This window comes from Cloacibacterium caeni (genome assembly GCF_907163125.1).
Classification (GTDB): domain Bacteria; phylum Bacteroidota; class Bacteroidia; order Flavobacteriales; family Weeksellaceae; genus Cloacibacterium; species Cloacibacterium caeni_B.
The window spans coordinates 1,254,566-1,271,403 of sequence record NZ_OU015319.1 but is presented as its reverse complement, the minus strand read 5'-3'; the positions used below and the strand labels follow the sequence as shown (position 1 = coordinate 1,271,403).

The 16,838-nt window shown below is 33.3% G+C and carries 14 protein-coding genes; 9 read left to right on the top strand and 5 right to left on the bottom strand.

Features of this window, described 5'->3' with window-relative positions:
• The first annotated feature begins 221 nt into the window (after positions 1–221).
• The 8 genes from purM (at position 222) to KKQ79_RS05810 (ending at position 9,762) form a co-directional block, all read left to right on the top strand.
• Positions 222–1,211 carry a phosphoribosylformylglycinamidine cyclo-ligase gene (gene purM / locus KKQ79_RS05845; protein WP_213189334.1) on the top strand — a complete coding sequence of 330 codons (990 nt, stop codon included), beginning with the start codon at positions 222–224 and terminating at the stop codon, positions 1,209–1,211.
• Between the two features lie 69 nt (positions 1,212–1,280).
• A complete protein-coding gene (gene purN / locus KKQ79_RS05840) occupies positions 1,281–1,853 on the top strand; it encodes a phosphoribosylglycinamide formyltransferase (protein WP_213189333.1) in 573 nt (190 codons plus the stop codon).
• Positions 1,854–1,917: 64 nt separating this feature from the next.
• Positions 1,918–3,432, top strand: coding sequence for a bifunctional phosphoribosylaminoimidazolecarboxamide formyltransferase/IMP cyclohydrolase (purH, locus tag KKQ79_RS05835; protein WP_213189332.1), 1,515 nt, complete (start codon positions 1,918–1,920; stop codon positions 3,430–3,432).
• Between the two features lie 110 nt (positions 3,433–3,542).
• Positions 3,543–4,781, top strand: a complete 1,239-nt coding sequence (purD, locus tag KKQ79_RS05830) for a phosphoribosylamine--glycine ligase (protein ID WP_213189331.1) — start codon at positions 3,543–3,545, stop codon at positions 4,779–4,781.
• Positions 4,782–5,032: 251 nt separating this feature from the next.
• Complete coding sequence (guaA, locus tag KKQ79_RS05825; RefSeq protein WP_213189330.1) at positions 5,033–6,562, top strand: glutamine-hydrolyzing GMP synthase; 1,530 nt, start codon at positions 5,033–5,035, stop codon at positions 6,560–6,562.
• A gap of 67 nt (positions 6,563–6,629) precedes the next feature.
• Positions 6,630–7,136 carry a hypothetical protein gene (locus KKQ79_RS05820; protein WP_250131199.1) on the top strand — a complete coding sequence of 169 codons (507 nt, stop codon included), beginning with the start codon at positions 6,630–6,632 and terminating at the stop codon, positions 7,134–7,136.
• 109 nt (positions 7,137–7,245) lie between these two features.
• The gene (locus tag KKQ79_RS05815; RefSeq protein WP_213189329.1) at positions 7,246–8,379 is read left to right on the top strand and encodes a porin; all 1,134 of its coding nucleotides are present in this window, start codon (positions 7,246–7,248) and stop codon (positions 8,377–8,379) included.
• Positions 8,380–8,409: 30 nt separating this feature from the next.
• On the top strand, positions 8,410–9,762 hold the full coding sequence (locus KKQ79_RS05810; RefSeq protein WP_213189328.1) for a DEAD/DEAH box helicase: 1,353 nt from the start codon (positions 8,410–8,412) through the stop codon (positions 9,760–9,762).
• Between the two features lie 33 nt (positions 9,763–9,795).
• On the opposite strand, the gene KKQ79_RS05805 is transcribed toward KKQ79_RS05810, so the two are convergent.
• The 5 genes from KKQ79_RS05805 to KKQ79_RS05785 all read right to left on the bottom strand — a co-directional run bounded on the left by KKQ79_RS05805 (position 9,796) and on the right by KKQ79_RS05785 (position 14,102).
• Positions 9,796–10,107 (bottom strand): tetratricopeptide repeat protein, encoded by a 312-nt coding sequence (locus KKQ79_RS05805; protein WP_213189327.1) that lies wholly within the window; start codon positions 10,105–10,107, stop codon positions 9,796–9,798.
• 29 nt (positions 10,108–10,136) lie between these two features.
• Positions 10,137–10,754, bottom strand: a complete 618-nt coding sequence (locus KKQ79_RS05800) for a tetratricopeptide repeat protein (RefSeq protein ID WP_213189326.1) — start codon at positions 10,752–10,754, stop codon at positions 10,137–10,139.
• A 21-nt stretch (positions 10,755–10,775) separates the two neighbouring features.
• Entirely contained in the window at positions 10,776–11,435 is a 660-nt protein-coding gene (locus tag KKQ79_RS05795) for a GDSL-type esterase/lipase family protein (RefSeq protein WP_250131198.1), read from the bottom strand.
• Positions 11,436–11,480: 45 nt separating this feature from the next.
• On the bottom strand, positions 11,481–12,851 hold the full coding sequence (locus KKQ79_RS05790; RefSeq protein WP_213189325.1) for an aminotransferase class V-fold PLP-dependent enzyme: 1,371 nt from the start codon (positions 12,849–12,851) through the stop codon (positions 11,481–11,483).
• Positions 12,852–12,938: 87 nt separating this feature from the next.
• The gene (locus KKQ79_RS05785; RefSeq protein WP_213189324.1) at positions 12,939–14,102 is read right to left on the bottom strand and encodes an iron-containing alcohol dehydrogenase; all 1,164 of its coding nucleotides are present in this window, start codon (positions 14,100–14,102) and stop codon (positions 12,939–12,941) included.
• Positions 14,103–14,225: 123 nt separating this feature from the next.
• Between KKQ79_RS05785 and KKQ79_RS05780 the strand changes: the two genes are divergently transcribed.
• Positions 14,226–16,772 carry a phosphoenolpyruvate carboxylase gene (locus tag KKQ79_RS05780; RefSeq protein ID WP_213189323.1) on the top strand — a complete coding sequence of 849 codons (2,547 nt, stop codon included), beginning with the start codon at positions 14,226–14,228 and terminating at the stop codon, positions 16,770–16,772.
• Positions 16,773–16,838: the final 66 nt, after the last annotated feature.

The window sequence follows — 16,838 nt, the reverse complement described above, 5'->3', positions numbered from 1 at the left end:
TATTAAATCGCAACATTTTGGCTCTTGTACATTCCAAGAAATTGGGAAGCTAAAATACGCAGCAAAATAATTGAGGCCGATAATCAGAACGATTGTCGGCTTTTTTTGTATCGTTTATTTTTGATTTTCAATGCGTTTGCAGTTTGAAATAAATCTAGTAAAAACCTGAATCTTGCAGGATAAAGTCCTGCAAGTTTTTCAGAAAAAAAACAAAAAGAAAAATGAATAATACGTATAAATCAGCTGGCGTAGACAAAGAAGAAGGCTACAAAACCGTAGACAAAATAAAATCTGCAGTAGCCGAAACGCACAATAAAAATGTACTGAACAATCTAGGAAGTTTTGGAGCTTTCTATGAAATTGGTGGCTATAAAAATCCTGTTTTGGTTTCTGGAACTGATGGAGTAGGAACCAAATTAAAAATTGCATTAGATACCAAAAAATATGATTCTATTGGTGTAGATTGTTTTGCGATGTGTGCCAATGATATTCTGTGTCATGGCGCAAAACCTCTATTTTTTTTAGATTATTTAGCTTGCGGAAAACTAGATGCAGATGTAGCAGCAGAAATTGTTCTAGGAATGGTAAATGCTTGCAAAGACAATGAGTGCGCATTAATTGGTGGTGAAACCGCAGAAATGCCAGGAATGTATCAACCAGGAGATTACGATGTAGCAGGTTTCTGCGTAGGAATTGTTGAAAAAGACCAAATTATTGATGGTTCTAAAATAAAAATGGGTGATAAAATCATCGCTTTACCAAGTTCTGGTTTTCACAGCAATGGTTTTTCATTGGTAAGAAAAATTTTTCCAAATTTTGAAGAAGAATTCGAAGGAAAACCTCTTTACGAGACACTTTTAGTTCCTACGAAACTCTATTACAAAGACGTTTTTAAACTGAAAGAAAATTTGGAAATTTCAGGAATTGCTCATATTACAGGTGGCGGTTTAATAGAAAACGTTCCGAGAATTATTCCGAATGGATTATGTGCGAAAATAGACACTTCTAAAATCCAAATTCCAAATGTAATGTTAGAATTAGAAAAACGTGGAAACATCGAAAGAATGGAGATGTTCGGTACTTTTAACATGGGAGTAGGAATGGTTATCGTAGTAGATGAAAGCCTTGCCGAAAAAGCACTTTCTTTAATCGAAGACGCTTATTTAGTAGGTGAAATCGTAGAAAACGAAGAGAAAATTCAATTAATATAGAAACGAGATTTTAGATAAGAGATATCAGACAAAAATCTGAAATCTGAAATCTGAAATCTGAAATCTAACATGAAAAATATTACAGTTTTAGTTTCGGGTTCTGGTAGCAATTTACAGCGAATCATTGATTGTATTGATAATGGAGAAATCAGCAATACAAAAGTCAATTTGGTGGTTGCAGACAGAGATTGCTATGCTTTAGAAAGAGCCGAAAATCATCAAATTCCGCATCAACTTATCAAAAGAGGAAAAGATTTCTCTGAAAATTTAGAAAAACTTTTGCCCGAAAATACAGATTTGATTGTATTAGCTGGTTTTCTATCAATTTTGAGCAAAAATTTTTGTGAAAAATACAAAGGAAAAATCATCAATATTCATCCTGCTTTATTGCCAAAATTCGGTGGAAAAGGAATGTGGGGACATCACGTTCACGAAGCGGTAATTGCAGCCCAAGAAAAAGAAAGTGGTGCAACTGTTCATTTTGTGACTTCTGGAATTGATGAAGGCGAAATTATCCTTCAAGGAAAATTTGAAATTGCAGAAAATGAAACTCCAGAAACTTTAGCACAGAAAGTGCATCAAATCGAGTACGAGATTTTCCCGAAAGCGATTGACTTGGTTTTAAATAAAAGAGTTCCATAGGAACGACAGATTTTACAGAATTGGAATTCGTTCCAATGATTTAATAAAAAAAGTATAAATAAAAATGAAAAAACGAGCATTAATCAGTGTCTCCAACAAAAACAATCTTATTGATTTTGCCAAATTTTTAGAATCTAAAAATTACGAACTCATTTCTACTGGCGGAACCTTCAAACATCTTAAAGAAGCGGGACTTAACCCAATTCAGATTGATGAAGTGACCAATTTTCCTGAAATGTTAGACGGAAGAGTAAAAACCCTTCATCCAAAAGTTCACGGCGGTTTATTAGCAGTTCGTGATAATGAAGAACACATGAAAACCGTTCAGGAACACGGAATAGAGCTGATTGATATGGTAATTGTAAACCTTTATCCGTTTTTCGAAAATGTAAATAAAGAAATTTCATTAGAAGAAAAAGTAGAATTTATCGATATTGGTGGACCATCAATGCTTCGTTCTGCTGCTAAAAATTTCGCTTCTGTGACTGTAGTTACCGATGTGGAAGATTATGCTAAAGTTCAACAAGAAATCTCTGAAAACGGCGATACTACAATTGAAACTCGTAAAAAATTGGCAGGTAAAGTTTTCAACTTAACTTCTGCTTATGATGCTGCGATTTCTCAAATGTTGTTGAATGAAGATTATCCTGAATATTTACAGGCTTCTTACCAAAAAGTTTCTGATTTAAGATATGGCGAAAATCCTCATCAATCGGCAGCGTATTACGTTTCTACTACTGAAAACGGTGCGATGAAAGATTTCGAAATTTTAGGAGGCAAAGAACTTTCTTTCAATAATTTGAGAGATATGGATTTATGTTGGAAAGTGGTTAATGAATTCAAAGATGAAATGGCTTGTTGTGCCGTAAAACATTCTACACCTTGTGGAGTTGCCATCGGAACTACTGCTTTAGAAACTTATACCAAAACTTTTGAATGCGATCCAATTTCTATTTTCGGTGGAATCATCGGAATGAATTATAAAGTAGATGCGGCAACTGCGGAAGAACTCAACAAAACTTTCCTTGAGATTGTAATGGCAACTGATTTTGATGAAGAGGCGCTAGAAATTTTGAGAAAGAAGAAAAATCTTAGAATTATAAAAATCAAAAATCCAGTTTCAGACAAAAAAACTTGGGTGAAAATAGATGGCGGAATTTTGGTTCAAGATGTAGATGACCAATTTTCTACAGACTTTAAAGTAGTTACAGAAATTCAACCAACAGAACAGCAAGAAAAAGCACTTTTATTTGCTCAAAGAGTGGTTAAATATGTAAAATCTAACGCTATAGTAGTTTCAAACGGAATTCAAGCTTTCGGAATTGGAGGCGGTCAAGTGAATAGAATTTGGGCTACTGAACAAGCGATTTCTAGAGCGAAAGAGAAATTTTCAGGAAATTTAGTTCTCGCTTCAGATGCATTTTTCCCATTCAGAGATGTGGTAGATTTCTGTGCTAAAGAAGGAATTACAGCGATTGTTCAACCGGGTGGCTCTGTAAAAGATGAAGATTCTATTGCAGCTGCTAATGAACATAAAATTCCAATGATGTTCACAGGAATGAGACATTTCTTACATTAATTAAAAATTGAAGAATTAAAAAATTAATTTTGACTTAAAATCAAACAAATTCGTAAATTTGATAAAATCAATATACCAAATACTAACATACCAAATACCAAATACAAAAAATGAAAGTATTAATAATAGGAAACGGAGGTAGAGAATCTGCTATTGCAAAAAAATTATCAGAAGACAAAAGAATCAGTCAAATGTTTTTTGCAAAAGGCAATGCTACAACAGAAAATTTGGGTAAAAACTTGCCTTATGAGAGTGTAGCAGAGTTAAGAGATTTTGCTCTTAGAGAAAAAATAGATTTCACATTCGTAGGTCCAGAATTACCTTTAGTTAATGGTATTGTAGACGAATTTCAAAAACATAATCTCAAAATTTTTGGCCCAACAAAACGTGCCGCAGATTTAGAAGGAAGCAAAGCTTTTTCTAAAAAATTTATGCAAGATTATGGCATAAGAACAGCTAAAGCTGCTATTTTTGATTCTTATGTAGAAGCAGATAAATATATCCAAAATCATTCTTATCCTTTGGTGATTAAAGCAAGTGGTTTAGCAAGCGGAAAAGGAGTAGTTATTTGTGAAGACAAAGAAACCGCGCATCACACTTTGCACCAATTCATGATTGAAAGAATTTATGGAGATGCTGGAATAAAAGTTGTCATAGAAGAGTTTTTACAAGGTTTCGAAGCGTCTATTATTGCTTTTTGGAATGGTGAAAAAGCTTTTCCATGTGTTTCTGCCAAAGATTATAAAAAAGTAGGAAACGGAAATACTGGCGCAAATACTGGTGGAATGGGAACTGTAGCTCCAAGTCCAGAATTTACGGCAGAGCATTTAGCAGATTTTAATAAAAATATTTTAGAGCCTACCGTTAAAGGAATTAAAGACAAAGCACTTGATTTTGTAGGGATTATATTTTTTGGTGTTTTGGTACAAGATAATCAATGTTATTTGTTAGAATATAACATGAGATTTGGCGATCCAGAAACGCAAGTCATCATGGCACTTTTAGAGAATAATTTGTTAGATGTTATCCATGACTGTATCGAAGGAAAAGATTTAGATTTACAGTTTTCAGACAAGAAGGCGATTTGTCTCGTGATGTGTTCTGGCGGTTATCCTGGGAATTATGAAATCGGTTACGAAATCCAAGGTTTAGACAAGGTAAAACACAGCAATGTTCTCTTTGCTGGAGCAGAGCAAATTGCAGGAAAAGTAGTCACCAATTCTGGTAGAGTGCTAAATGTGGTTGCAACTGGTGATACTTACGAAGAAGCTCGCGAAAAAGTCTATGAAGATGCTAAAACACTTCATTTCGACTACGCATTTTACAGAGAAGACATCGGAAAATTTTAATAAAATGAGGGAATTTTCCCTCAATTTTTTTAGGAGCTAATCCTGCTTTCCTCTGCAATCTGTCATTGCAAGCAAAGCGAAGCAATCCCAAGTTTTTGCTCACAATAACAGGATTTCCGTTGCAATCAGGGCTAGTTACGCTTAGAAATAATAAGTAATTTTTGTTTATTTAGTCGAGTTTCTAAGTCTTGAATTTTTGGTTCTTTTGGTTCAAGCCAAAAGAACATTAAAGTAATAAAATAGAAAAATAAATGAATAAAGGAATCATCATTTTGGACTTCGGTTCACAATATAACCAGTTGATTGGTAGAAGAATACGCGAAATGGAAGTGTATTCAGAAATTTTACCTTTTAATACCTCTTTAGAAGAAATACAATCCAAAAATCCTGCGGGAATTATCCTTTCTGGAGGACCGAGTTCTGTAAATTCTCCAGATGCACATTTGGTAGAAAAAGAATTATTCGAATTGGGAATTCCAGTTTTGGGAATTTGCTACGGAATGCAACTTACAGCACATCTTTTGGGTGGAAACGTAAAAAAAGGTGAAAAAGGAGAATACGGAAAAGCAACTCTAGAAATCACAAAATCTAATCCACTTTTTACAGGAGTAAGCAGATTTTCTACCGTTTGGATGAGCCATTTTGATGAAGTAGAAACTTTGCCAGAGAATTTTGAAATTTCAGCAAAATCTGGAGTAATTGCAGGGATTTTTAACGAAAAGAAAAATATTTATTGCGTCCAGTTCCATCCAGAAGTTTCGCACAGTGAATTTGGAGCTAGAATGCTCGAAAACTTCGTTTTCCAGATTTGTAAAGCAGAAAAAAATTGGAAACTGACCAATTATATCGAAAAAACCGTTGCCGAAATCCGCGAAAAAGTAGGAAATGATAAGGTCATTCTTGGGCTTTCTGGTGGTGTAGATTCATCAGTAGCTGCGGTTCTCATTCATAAAGCTATTGGAGACCAGTTGCAATGTATTTTCGTAGATACTGGACTTTTGCGTAAAGATGAAGGCAAAAAAGTAATGGAAAATTACGGAGAACATTTCCATATGAATATTGATATGGTAGATGCTTCAGAAAGATTTTTGTCAAAATTAGCTGGAGTTTCAGACCCAGAAGAAAAACGAAAAATCATCGGTAGAGAATTTGTTGCCGTTTTCGATGAAGAATCTCACAAAATAGAAGGAGCTAAATTTTTGGCTCAAGGAACCATTTATCCAGATGTTATCGAATCTCAATCGGTAAAAGGACCTTCTGCAGTGATTAAATCTCACCACAATGTAGGTGGATTGCCGGAAGAAATGAAACTTCAACTTCTAGAACCGCTTCGTGAATTATTTAAAGATGAAGTAAGAAAAGTAGGCGAAGAATTAGGAATTCCGCATCATTTGGTTTACAGACATCCATTTCCAGGACCAGGTTTAGGAATCAGAATTTTAGGAGAAGTAGATGCCGAAAAAGTGAAAATATTACAAGAAGCAGATGATATTTTCATAGAAGAATTGTATAAAAATGATTTGTATGAAAAGGTTTCTCAGGCTTTTGTGGTGTTACTTCCTGTGAAATCTGTTGGAGTAATGGGAGACGAAAGAACGTATGAATACACCGCTGTAGTTCGCTCTGCGAATACTACGGATTTTATGACGGCAACTTTCAGTCATTTTCCTTGGGAATTTTTAGAAAATGTATCGAACAGAATTATCAATGAAGTGAAAGGAATTAATAGAGTCGCTTATGATATTTCGAGTAAACCACCAGCAACGATTGAGTGGGAATAAATTTTAAAATCTTTCATTAACATGAAAGATTTTTTTTATTTTTGAAATACACAAAACACAAATGATTATGAAAAAAATAGCTTCCGTTTCTTTTTTTCTGATGGTTAATTTCTTGTTTTCACAAACTTCTGGTGTGAAGATAGAAGGAGATTATAACGGAGATGGCAAAAAAGAATTTGCATATGCTACGGTTTCAGATTGTAGTGATGAATGCGAAGGAAATTGTATTACTACCATTCATTTTTCTGATGAAAAAATTAAACCGATTACCATCAAAAATGCTAAAAACGGCGATATCAATAACCTGAAAGATTTAAACAATGATGGCGCAGATGAAATAGGATTTTATCCGAATTGGTGCACCAGTTGTTGGCATTCTTTTTACGTCTACACTTTTAAAAATAATGAATCGAAATTCTTGGTAAAACCTATTCCTACGCATTGTTTGCAGTGGGAAGAAAATAAATTTCCTATTGAAAAAGATCCTCTGAAAAAAGGATTCGTAAGAATTACTTCAAGTGTTTGGAAAAATGATGAAATCAAAGTAGAAACCAAATCTGTGAAGCTCAAATAATGATTTTTGTCTTATTTTCTTAAATTATTCTCTGCTTAGCATAATTTAGTCCTTTCTGAATGATAATTTTGCAACTTCAAATTTAAATGATTGTTTAAAATTAATGAAGATGAAGAAAATTCTTTTATTCAGTTTTGTATTGTTCAGTTTGGCGATTTTTGCGCAAAATGATTCTAAAAAAGACACCATTTCTAACTATTCTAAAATCTTAAGAAATACTAGTTTTAGCGGTTTGTTGCAGACCAGATATTTGGTTTCTCTCACCGATAATGTAGATGTAAACGGTGTAAATATAGCAGACCAACAAAAATTAGTGACCAATAGTTTTAACGTAAGAAGAGCAAGATTTTTATTGAAATCTAAGATTAATGACCGTTTTGACTTGGGAATGATGCTTAATTTTGCTGAGTTTAACAGCAGTAACCTTACCGGAAAAGTATTAGAACAAGCTTTTGTAAGATATTCTCATAATAAGCATCTCAAAATTCAATTAGGGCAGTTCCGTCCGTATTTTGGGATAGAAGACAAAATTCCGAGTGAGTTTATCAAGTCTGTAGATTTCTCAAATGGTTATTATTTATTGGGGAAAAACGGTTGGCAAAGTTTTCAAACAGGAATTGCTGTTTATGGTGATGTCAATAATGCTAAAAATCCTTTGAAATATTACATAGGAGCTACCAATGGAAATTCTCGTGGTTCTGAAATTGATAATGACCAAAGCAAACATGTTTACGCCAGATTAGAAAAGGATTTTAAAGATGATTTAAAAATTGGAGTGAATGGAGGAATTGGCAGTTACATGAATCAATCAGGAAATGTAATCGGGGCAGATATAGAAAAAACCTTTACCATTAATCCAAAATGGAATCTAGAAATCATCTCAGAATACAAAGAAGGAAACAATTTTTCAGAATTTGGAGTTTCTAAGCTTTCGCCAAAACCAGAGCTGAAAGACTTTAGATTTAGAAGTTTTTATATCAATCCTATTATTCGATATAATCTGAATTCACCAAGACTAAGGAGCATAGAATTCTCTAACCGATATGAATATCTTAATCCTAATTACCAATTAGAAGGCAATGTAAGAACTACTTTTACGCCGATGCTTACATTAGAATTTGCCGACCAATATTTTGCTTGTTTGCAAATAGGCGCCATGATTGATGATTATCAAAAAAATGTTCCACTTACTTCAGAATATGACCATACTACAATGTTTGTGCAAGTTCAGGCAAGATTTTAACCTCAAATTTAAAAATCGTATTTTTGCCAAATGAAAGTATCATTTGCAGATTTTGATTTGCCAAAACAACTCAACAGCGCTTTAGAAAAATTAGGAATTTCTGAGCCTACTCCTATTCAGCTGAAATCTTTTTCGCCAATTATGTCTGGAAAAGATGTAATGGGAATTGCACAAACCGGAACTGGTAAAACATTAGCTTATCTTCTTCCAGTTCTTAAAACTTGGAAATACAATAAAAACGGAAGTCCAACTGTACTTATCCTTGTTCCTACACGTGAATTGGTGGTGCAAGTTGCCGAAGTTGTAGAAAAACTGACAGAAGATATGTCAACAAGAGTTTTAGGCGTTTATGGCGGTGTAAATATTAATACTCAGAAACTTTTGGTTTACGAAGGTGTAGATATTTTGGTGGGAACTCCGGGAAGAGTAATGGATTTGATGAAAGATGCTGTTTTGAACTTGAAAGATTTGAAAAAACTGATTATCGATGAGTTTGATGAGATGCTTTCATTGGGTTTCAGAAGACAGTTAGAAGATATTTTCACGATGATGAGTGAGCGCAGACAAAATATTCTTTTCTCTGCAACGATGACGGATGAAGTAGATGCCATGTTAGACGAATATTTCAAAAATCCACAGGAAATTTCTTTAGCAAGAAGCGGAACTCCACTCGAAAAAATAGCTCAATCTGCTATTCCGGTAAAGAATTTTAATACCAAATTAAATCTATTGGTTCACTTGTTAAGAACGCAGGATGAATTTGAGAAAATTTTAATTTTTGCCAATAATAAGAGACACGCCGATTTGATTTTTAATAAAATAGATGAAGAATTTCCTGGAGAATTTGGGGTGATTCACTCGAATAAATCTCAAAATTTCAGATTGAGAACCATGAAATCTTTCTCAGACAATGAATTGAGAGGAATTATTACCACTGATGTTATGGCGAGAGGTCTTGATATTCCGGATGTTTCACACGTTTTTAACTTTGAAATTCCAGAAATTCAGGAGCAATATATTCACAGAATTGGTAGAACAGGTAGAGCAGATAAAGACGGAATTGCGATTTCTTTTTACACACCAAAAGAAGAAGAACGTTTCATAGAACTGGAAATGTTTATGAACAAGGAAGTGAAAAGAGTAGAATTTCCAGAAGAAGTGAAGGTTTCTGAGGTGAAAATTGCGTCAGAAAAAGAAGTTGTAGTGATGAAAAATCCTGTTCAGTATAAGAAAATTGAACCGGGTTCTGCTTTCCACGAGAAAAAAGACAAAAATAAGAAAGTGAATCTTGGTGGACCAAGCAAAAGAAAACCACCAAAAACCAAACCGGGAAACAGAGCTCAAGCAAAAGCAAAATCTATTGCAAAGAGAAAAAAGAAATAAAACAAAAATCGCTCCGAATTTCGGAGCGGTTTTTTATTTTGTATTAATATTATTGGCTTTTAAAATTTCATAAAATTTGTCTTCTTTGCCAAGTTTTTTCATCTCTGTAAAATTATACCTGATTATGTTTTCTGCATCTACACGATATGGAGAGTTATTTTTGATATAGAGATTAAAAGCTTTACACATATAATCTAGACTTTTTTCATATTCTTTTAAATACTGAAAGTAAATTTGACCAATTCCATAATAGATTTCAGGATTTTCGGAGTCTAATTTTTTGAGAAGTTCAAAGGTGTCAATAGCTTTTTGATATTCTTTTTTATAGGTGTATGCAACAGCCAAATTTTGAATAGGAAATGAATGATTTGGGTCTAATTCGATAGATTTTTATAAGCTTCTATCGCTTTGTCATATTCTCCTAATTGTCTGTAGCAATATCCTAAATTATCCCATGCAAAAGGAAAATTGCTGTCTTCTTTTACTGCTAAAAGAAAATATTCTAATGCTTTTGTGTAGTTTTTATTGTTAGATTGATTTACACCTTTTGTATAGTAATCTCTAGCTTTTGGATTTTGAGAAAGCGAATTTTCATTTTCTCTATCATTAGTCGCTAAGACGAATTTCAGAGATTCGCAATTTGCCATCAAATAATCTTCTAATTCTCTTTTTGAATCTAGGTAATCCTGAGATTTTTCGTTTAAGTTAATGTCGATATTGCTGTCTTTGGTTTTATCTACTGCTGCTAATTTTTTACCTAGCATATACGCTCCAGTATATTCTTTTACGCAGCCGTTGATTCCTTCAATATTTTCTTTTCTTTTACGGTTAATGACTTCATCTTTTACAGAATCAATGCATTTACAAGTTTTGTCAGCAATTTCTTTTTTAATGCTTTCAATGATTTTATTAACATCTTCTTTAGTCTCTTTCTCTTGAGAAAAAATAGAAATGGAAATCACTGAAAAAAGGAAAATCATTAGTTTTTTCATGGTTATTGGTTTTTAAAGTTTTTATTTTAAATAAGGATACATCACTTTAGTCCAGATTTTATAACCTTCAGGTTTCATGTGTAGCATGTCTTCTAAGTATAAATCTTTTCTGATGTTGCCATTTTCATCATTCATGCTTTCTGTGATGTCTATAAATTCTGCATTTTTCTTAGCATTCATGAAGTTTCTAATTTTTTTATTCACATGCTTCATGGTAGGCCAATATTGTTCTCTACTTGGCGAATATTTGATGGAAACGTAAGAGATGTTGGCATTTGGATAATGAGCTCTTACCGTTTTATAAAATTGTTTAAATCTTTTGAAAACTTCATTTGCAGAAGGTTTTTCATCATGCGCAATGTCATTTTCGCCGCAATAGATCACCACTTGTTTCGGTTGATAAGGATTGAGTAAATCTTCGGCATAGTAATTTAGATTAAGCAATCTAGAACCTCCAAAAGCTCTATTGATAATGGTTTTATCAGGGAAATAATCTGCTACGTCTTTCCACATGGTAAAAGATGAACTTCCCAAGAAAAGGATAGCATCTTTTGGTGGCGTTTTTTCTGCATCTAATTTTTTAAAATGTTGAATATCATCATAAAAATCTGCTTTTTGAGCAGTAAGAGAACCGAAAATAAATACAAAAAAGAGGAATGAAATTTTAAGAAAATTCTTCAAGATAAAAATATTAGGATAAACTTTTCAAATTTAGGGAAACCTAAATTACTTATTGAGCAATTCTCTTATGAAATTCATCAGTTTATCAATATCATTTTTAGTAGTAGCAATTCCTACAGAAATTCTAGTTGCGCCACGCATTTTTCCTAAAAATTTAATCATGTCTTTGTAATCACCTTGTTCGTGAGAAGAGTAGTAGGTTGCTAATTCATTGTCTGTTAAGCAATTATTAACTTCGTCAATACCGGGATTGCAGAAACAACCTGAACGAAGTGAAATGTTATGTTGATTTGCCATTTCTTCTATTTGTTCAAATTCATAACGAACGCCTTCTTGGTTGTAAAACCCTAAAATAATGGTTCCTCCAAGATTCTGATGGTCTTTTGGACCGAAAATCTGAATTAATTTTCTACCATTATCGTGTTGTAAACTTTCTAATTTTTCGAATAGATATTTTCTGAGAGAAGCTACACGTTCATTAATGCGCTGTATTCCGATATTTTCGATGTAATCTAAACCAATTTTTACCGCAGGAATGTCTAAATAATTGAGCGTTCCATCTTCGAATCTCTCGTGGTTATTAATCAAAAAATGATGAATGGCATTCACCGAAACCAAACTTACGGTTCCACCTGCAAACCATGGTTTTTGTAGTTTTTTAAACTTTTCTTTATTCACCAAGAGACAACCAATTCCTGTAGGATAGCCAAAAATTTTATAAAAAGAAACACAAACAAAATCTGGTTTTACTTCTTTTAAATCCAATTGATTCGTTGGGACAAATGCTGCTGCATCTAGTAAAACATCCCAACCTAAATCTTGTGCTTTTTTAATCCAACCTAAATCGTGTTTCACGCCCGAAACGTTTGACTGAGCAGGAAATGCGAAGAGTTTATTTTCGAAATTTTCAGATTCTTGAAGTTTTTCCATCACGAAATTTTCGTCCATTCTTAAATCCTGATAATAGATAGGAGCGTACGTTACTTTTCCGCCTTTTGATAGGCAAAATTGACGAATTCCATTTACTGAATTATGGTTATCTGCAAGAAGTAAAAAATGTGATTTTTCGTTGAATGGATAAGATTCTCCTACAATTTTCAATGCATTAGAAGCATTTTGAGTAAAAATGCAGTAATAATCTTCTGCATTGAAGTAGTCAATTACCTTTTGTCTCGCTTCTTCTACCAATTTTGTTGACAATTGAGATGTAGGATTGGTAGAATGTGGATTGCCGAGAATATTATTAATCAACAAATCTTGATGTTCCAAAATCTGTGATTTAGCATAGAGATTTCCTCCCGTAAAATCTAGATAAACTTGCTTGTGTGTATCTAAACGTTTGTATTCTACATTTCTCAGAATTTCGAAGAAATCATTGTGTGCTAAAACGGTCTTATTCTCTGCTAATGCATTCATTTTTACTTTTTTTCAAAAATAAAAAAAAATCACAGAATTCTCTGTGATTTTGTGAAAGTTATTTTGAGCATATAATGAACGAGTTCATTAGTACGCCATTTCTACAATTTTTTTAGCATCTTCAGGTTTTACAATGCCTTTTTCGCCAATCGCTAACCAATTTCTAGCAATAAATGCTTCTTGAATTTTTTCTGCTGTTCCTTGGTAGTTTTCGGTGTACTCAGATAATTTGGTTTTTATCCCTAAACTTTGGAAGAAAGCTTCCATTTTTTCTATTCCTTTCAATGCTTTTTCTTCGGTAGAACCTTCTGTCACATTCCAAACTCTTTCTGCATATTGTGCTAATTTTTCTTTTTTAGCATCAAAATTATAACGGTAATGAGAAGGTGCAATAATGGCTAAAGTTCTGGCATGGTCTATACCAAATTGAGCAGTTAATTCGTGACCAATTCCGTGAATTGCCCAGTCAGAAATGACTCCTTTTTGAATCAATCCATTTAAAGCCATGGTACAACTCCACATAAAATTAGCAGCTGAATCATAATCGAACTCTTCTTCCATCATTTTTGGAGCAATTTCTTGTAAAGTTTGTAAAATACTTTCGGCAAAACGGTCTTGAAGTGTAGCAGAGGTTTTTACAGTCATATATTGCTCTAAAACGTGAGTGTAAGCATCTGTAATTCCGTTTGCAATTTGTTTTTTAGGGATTGAACGAATCACTTCTGGGTCTAAAATAGAAAATTGAGGGAATAAACCAGGACCTCCCATTCCTAATTTCTGACCGATTTCTCTTCTAGAAACTACTGCGCCAGAATTCATTTCAGAACCTGTTGCAGGAAGCGTAAGTACAGAAGCAAATGGTAAACCTTTTCCTTCTTCTGTTCTAATTCCATTTTTTAAAATATCCCAAGGTTCTCCTTCATAATTAGCTGCTGCAGAAAGGAATTTAACTCCATCAATTACAGAACCACCACCTACTGCTAACATGTAAGTGATATTTTTTTCTTTGATGATTTTTAAAGCTTCTAATAAAACTTCATATTCTGGATTTGCAGGAATTCCACCGAATTCTTCCCAGTTGTAGCCTTCTAATGCTGCTTTTACTTGGTCGTAAACGCCATTGGTTTTAATGCTTCCGCCTCCGTAAAGCACTAATATTTTTTCTGTTTTCGGGATTTCTCTAGAAATTTTAGCGATTTCGCCTTTACCGAAAATGATTTTTGTAGGATTTTTAAATTCAAAATTTAACATATTAATAAATTTTTTCTCAAAATTACGAAATAAGATTCCGAATGTGATGAAAATTAATAAAAATTTAAGATTGAAAATTTCAATAATATGCTATAAATAAAGAGTTTTTAATACCTTTGTTATATGATTAATGAAGCCCGCTTAGAAAAATTTCGTCAGGTTGTAGAAAATAAATTTCAGATTTATAACAGCTTGTTTATGAGCCTTCCGTATGATAAAATGACCAACATCGGAATGCTTTTGCCGTTTCTTTATGAAGAAAGTAGAGATGGCTATGAAGAAGGAAAATCTCCAGAAGAAATTGTAGAAGAATTCTTCAAAAAACATACAGAAGTTACTACAGAAGAACAAAAGCAGGAACTGCTTTTTAAGATTATTCAATACATTGAAAGGCAAGTGGTGCTTTTTGACAGTATAGAAGATGCAGCTTTTCAACAGTTGCATTCAGAAAGTGATGCGGGAACGGTAATGCAATTGCATGAACGTGCTTTGCAAGAACATAAACTAGGAAAAGTTCGCGAAAAGTTAGAAGATTTTGCCGTAAAAGTGGTTTTTACAGCGCATCCTACACAGTTTTATCCGAATGCTGTACAAAGAATTTTGCATGATTTGCGTTCTGCTATTTTAAAAGATGACATAAATGAAATAGACCTTTTACTTCAACAGTTAGGAAAAACTCCATTTGTAAATAAAGAGCGACCAACACCGCTAGATGAAGCATTAAGCATTATTTTTTACTTGAGATATGTGTATTATGACACGATTGGTGAATTGTATAAAAAACTGAAACAATCTTTCGGAAATGAATATTTTGATATACATCAAGACGTTTTTCAATTAGGTTTTTGGCCAGGAGGAGACAGAGATGGGAATCCTTTTGTGACGGCAGATGTTACGCTAAAAGTTGCCAATGAACTTAGAAATTCTATTCTCAAAAATTATTACAATCATTTAAAAGATTTAAGAAGACGATTAAGTTTTAGAGGCGTTTCAGAAGTTTTAGAAAAATTAAGCAATGAATTGTACAATAACATTTTCAAAAATGAAAATTCTATTTCTAGTGAAACGATTTTAAAATATTTATCAGAAGCTGAACATATTCTGAAAACTCAACATAATGGACTTTTTACCAATATTTTGGTAGATTACAGAGACCGAGTTAAGATTTTTGGAACTCATTTTGCAACTTTGGATATTCGCCAAGATAGCAGAATTCACCAAAAAGTGATAGATGAGTTGGTGACGAAATATTCTAAGCAAAATGTTGCAGAACTTACCAATTCTGAAAAAGTAAATATCTTGATTTCTGAACATATTCTGGCTAATCCTGATGATTTCGAAGATGAAATTATCAAAGAAACCCTAAAAAGCGTCATCAATGTTAAAGAAGTTCAGGCCAAAAATGGCGAAAGAGGAATGCATCGTTACATCATTTCTAATTCTGATACGGTAGAAGATGTGATGAATGTTTTCGCTTTGTTCAAAGTGTGTGGTTATCAAGATGAAGACATCAACATAGATATTGTTCCGCTTTTTGAAACTATGGAAGGACTTGCCAATGCAGAAAAAGTGATGCAGGATTTATACAATGATGAAGTTTATCAAAAACATTTGGCAAAGAGAAAAAGAGAACAAACGATAATGCTCGGTTTTTCTGATGGAACCAAAGATGGTGGTTATTTAAAAGCCAATTGGGAAATTTATGCTACCAAAGAAAGACTTTCTAAAGTTTCTGAAGAGAATGATGTAAAAGTAATTTTCTTTGACGGTAGAGGTGGACCTCCAGCTCGTGGTGGTGGTAAAACGCACCAGTTCTACGCAAGCCAAGGAAAAACTATCGCCAATAACAAAATAGAATTAACGATTCAAGGTCAAACCATTACTTCGGTTTTTGGAAATAAAGATCAAGCAAAATATAATTTTGAGCAACTTTTGACTGCTGGAATCGAGAATGAAGTTTTTAAAAATCACAAAAAAGATTTAACCGAAAAAGAAAGAGCCTTAATTGAAGAATTAGCAGAATTGAGTTATGTGAAATATGTTGATTTAAAGCAAAATCCACTGTTTGTACCTTATTTGCAAGAAATAAGTACGCTTCAATATTACGGGAAAACCAACATAGGAAGTAGACCGAGCAAACGTGGCGCAGGAAATGAATTGAAATTCGAGGATTTAAGAGCGATTCCTTTTGTGGGAAGTTGGAGCCAACTGAAGCAAAATATACCAGGGTTTTTTGGTTTTGGAACTGCAATTAAAAAATTAAAAGACGAAGGCAGAATAGAAGAAGTAAAAGATTTATTTAGAAATTCTGATTTCTTTAAAACTTTGGTGCTTAATTCTATGATGGCGATGAATAAATCTTATTTTCCGCTCACCTATTACATGAAAAATCATCCTAAATTCGGCGAGTTTTGGCAAGTTTTGTTTAGTGAATATGAATTGTCTAAAGAAATGATGTTCGAAATTACAGGTTTCCATAGTTTGATGGAAGAAGAACCAGTAGGAAGAAAATCCGTGAAAATTAGAGAAAAAATAGTGCTTCCGTTGTTGAGTATTCAGCAGTATGCACTCATGAAATTACAGAAAAACGAAGGAGATAGAGAAACGCTCGAAAAATTGGTTACTCGTTCTCTTTTTGGAAATATAAATGCGAGTAGGAATTCGGCATAAAAGAGCCAAGTAAAAAGAGTCAAGTAAAAAGTAAGCCTTCAGATTTTCTGAAGGCTTTTTTTAGAG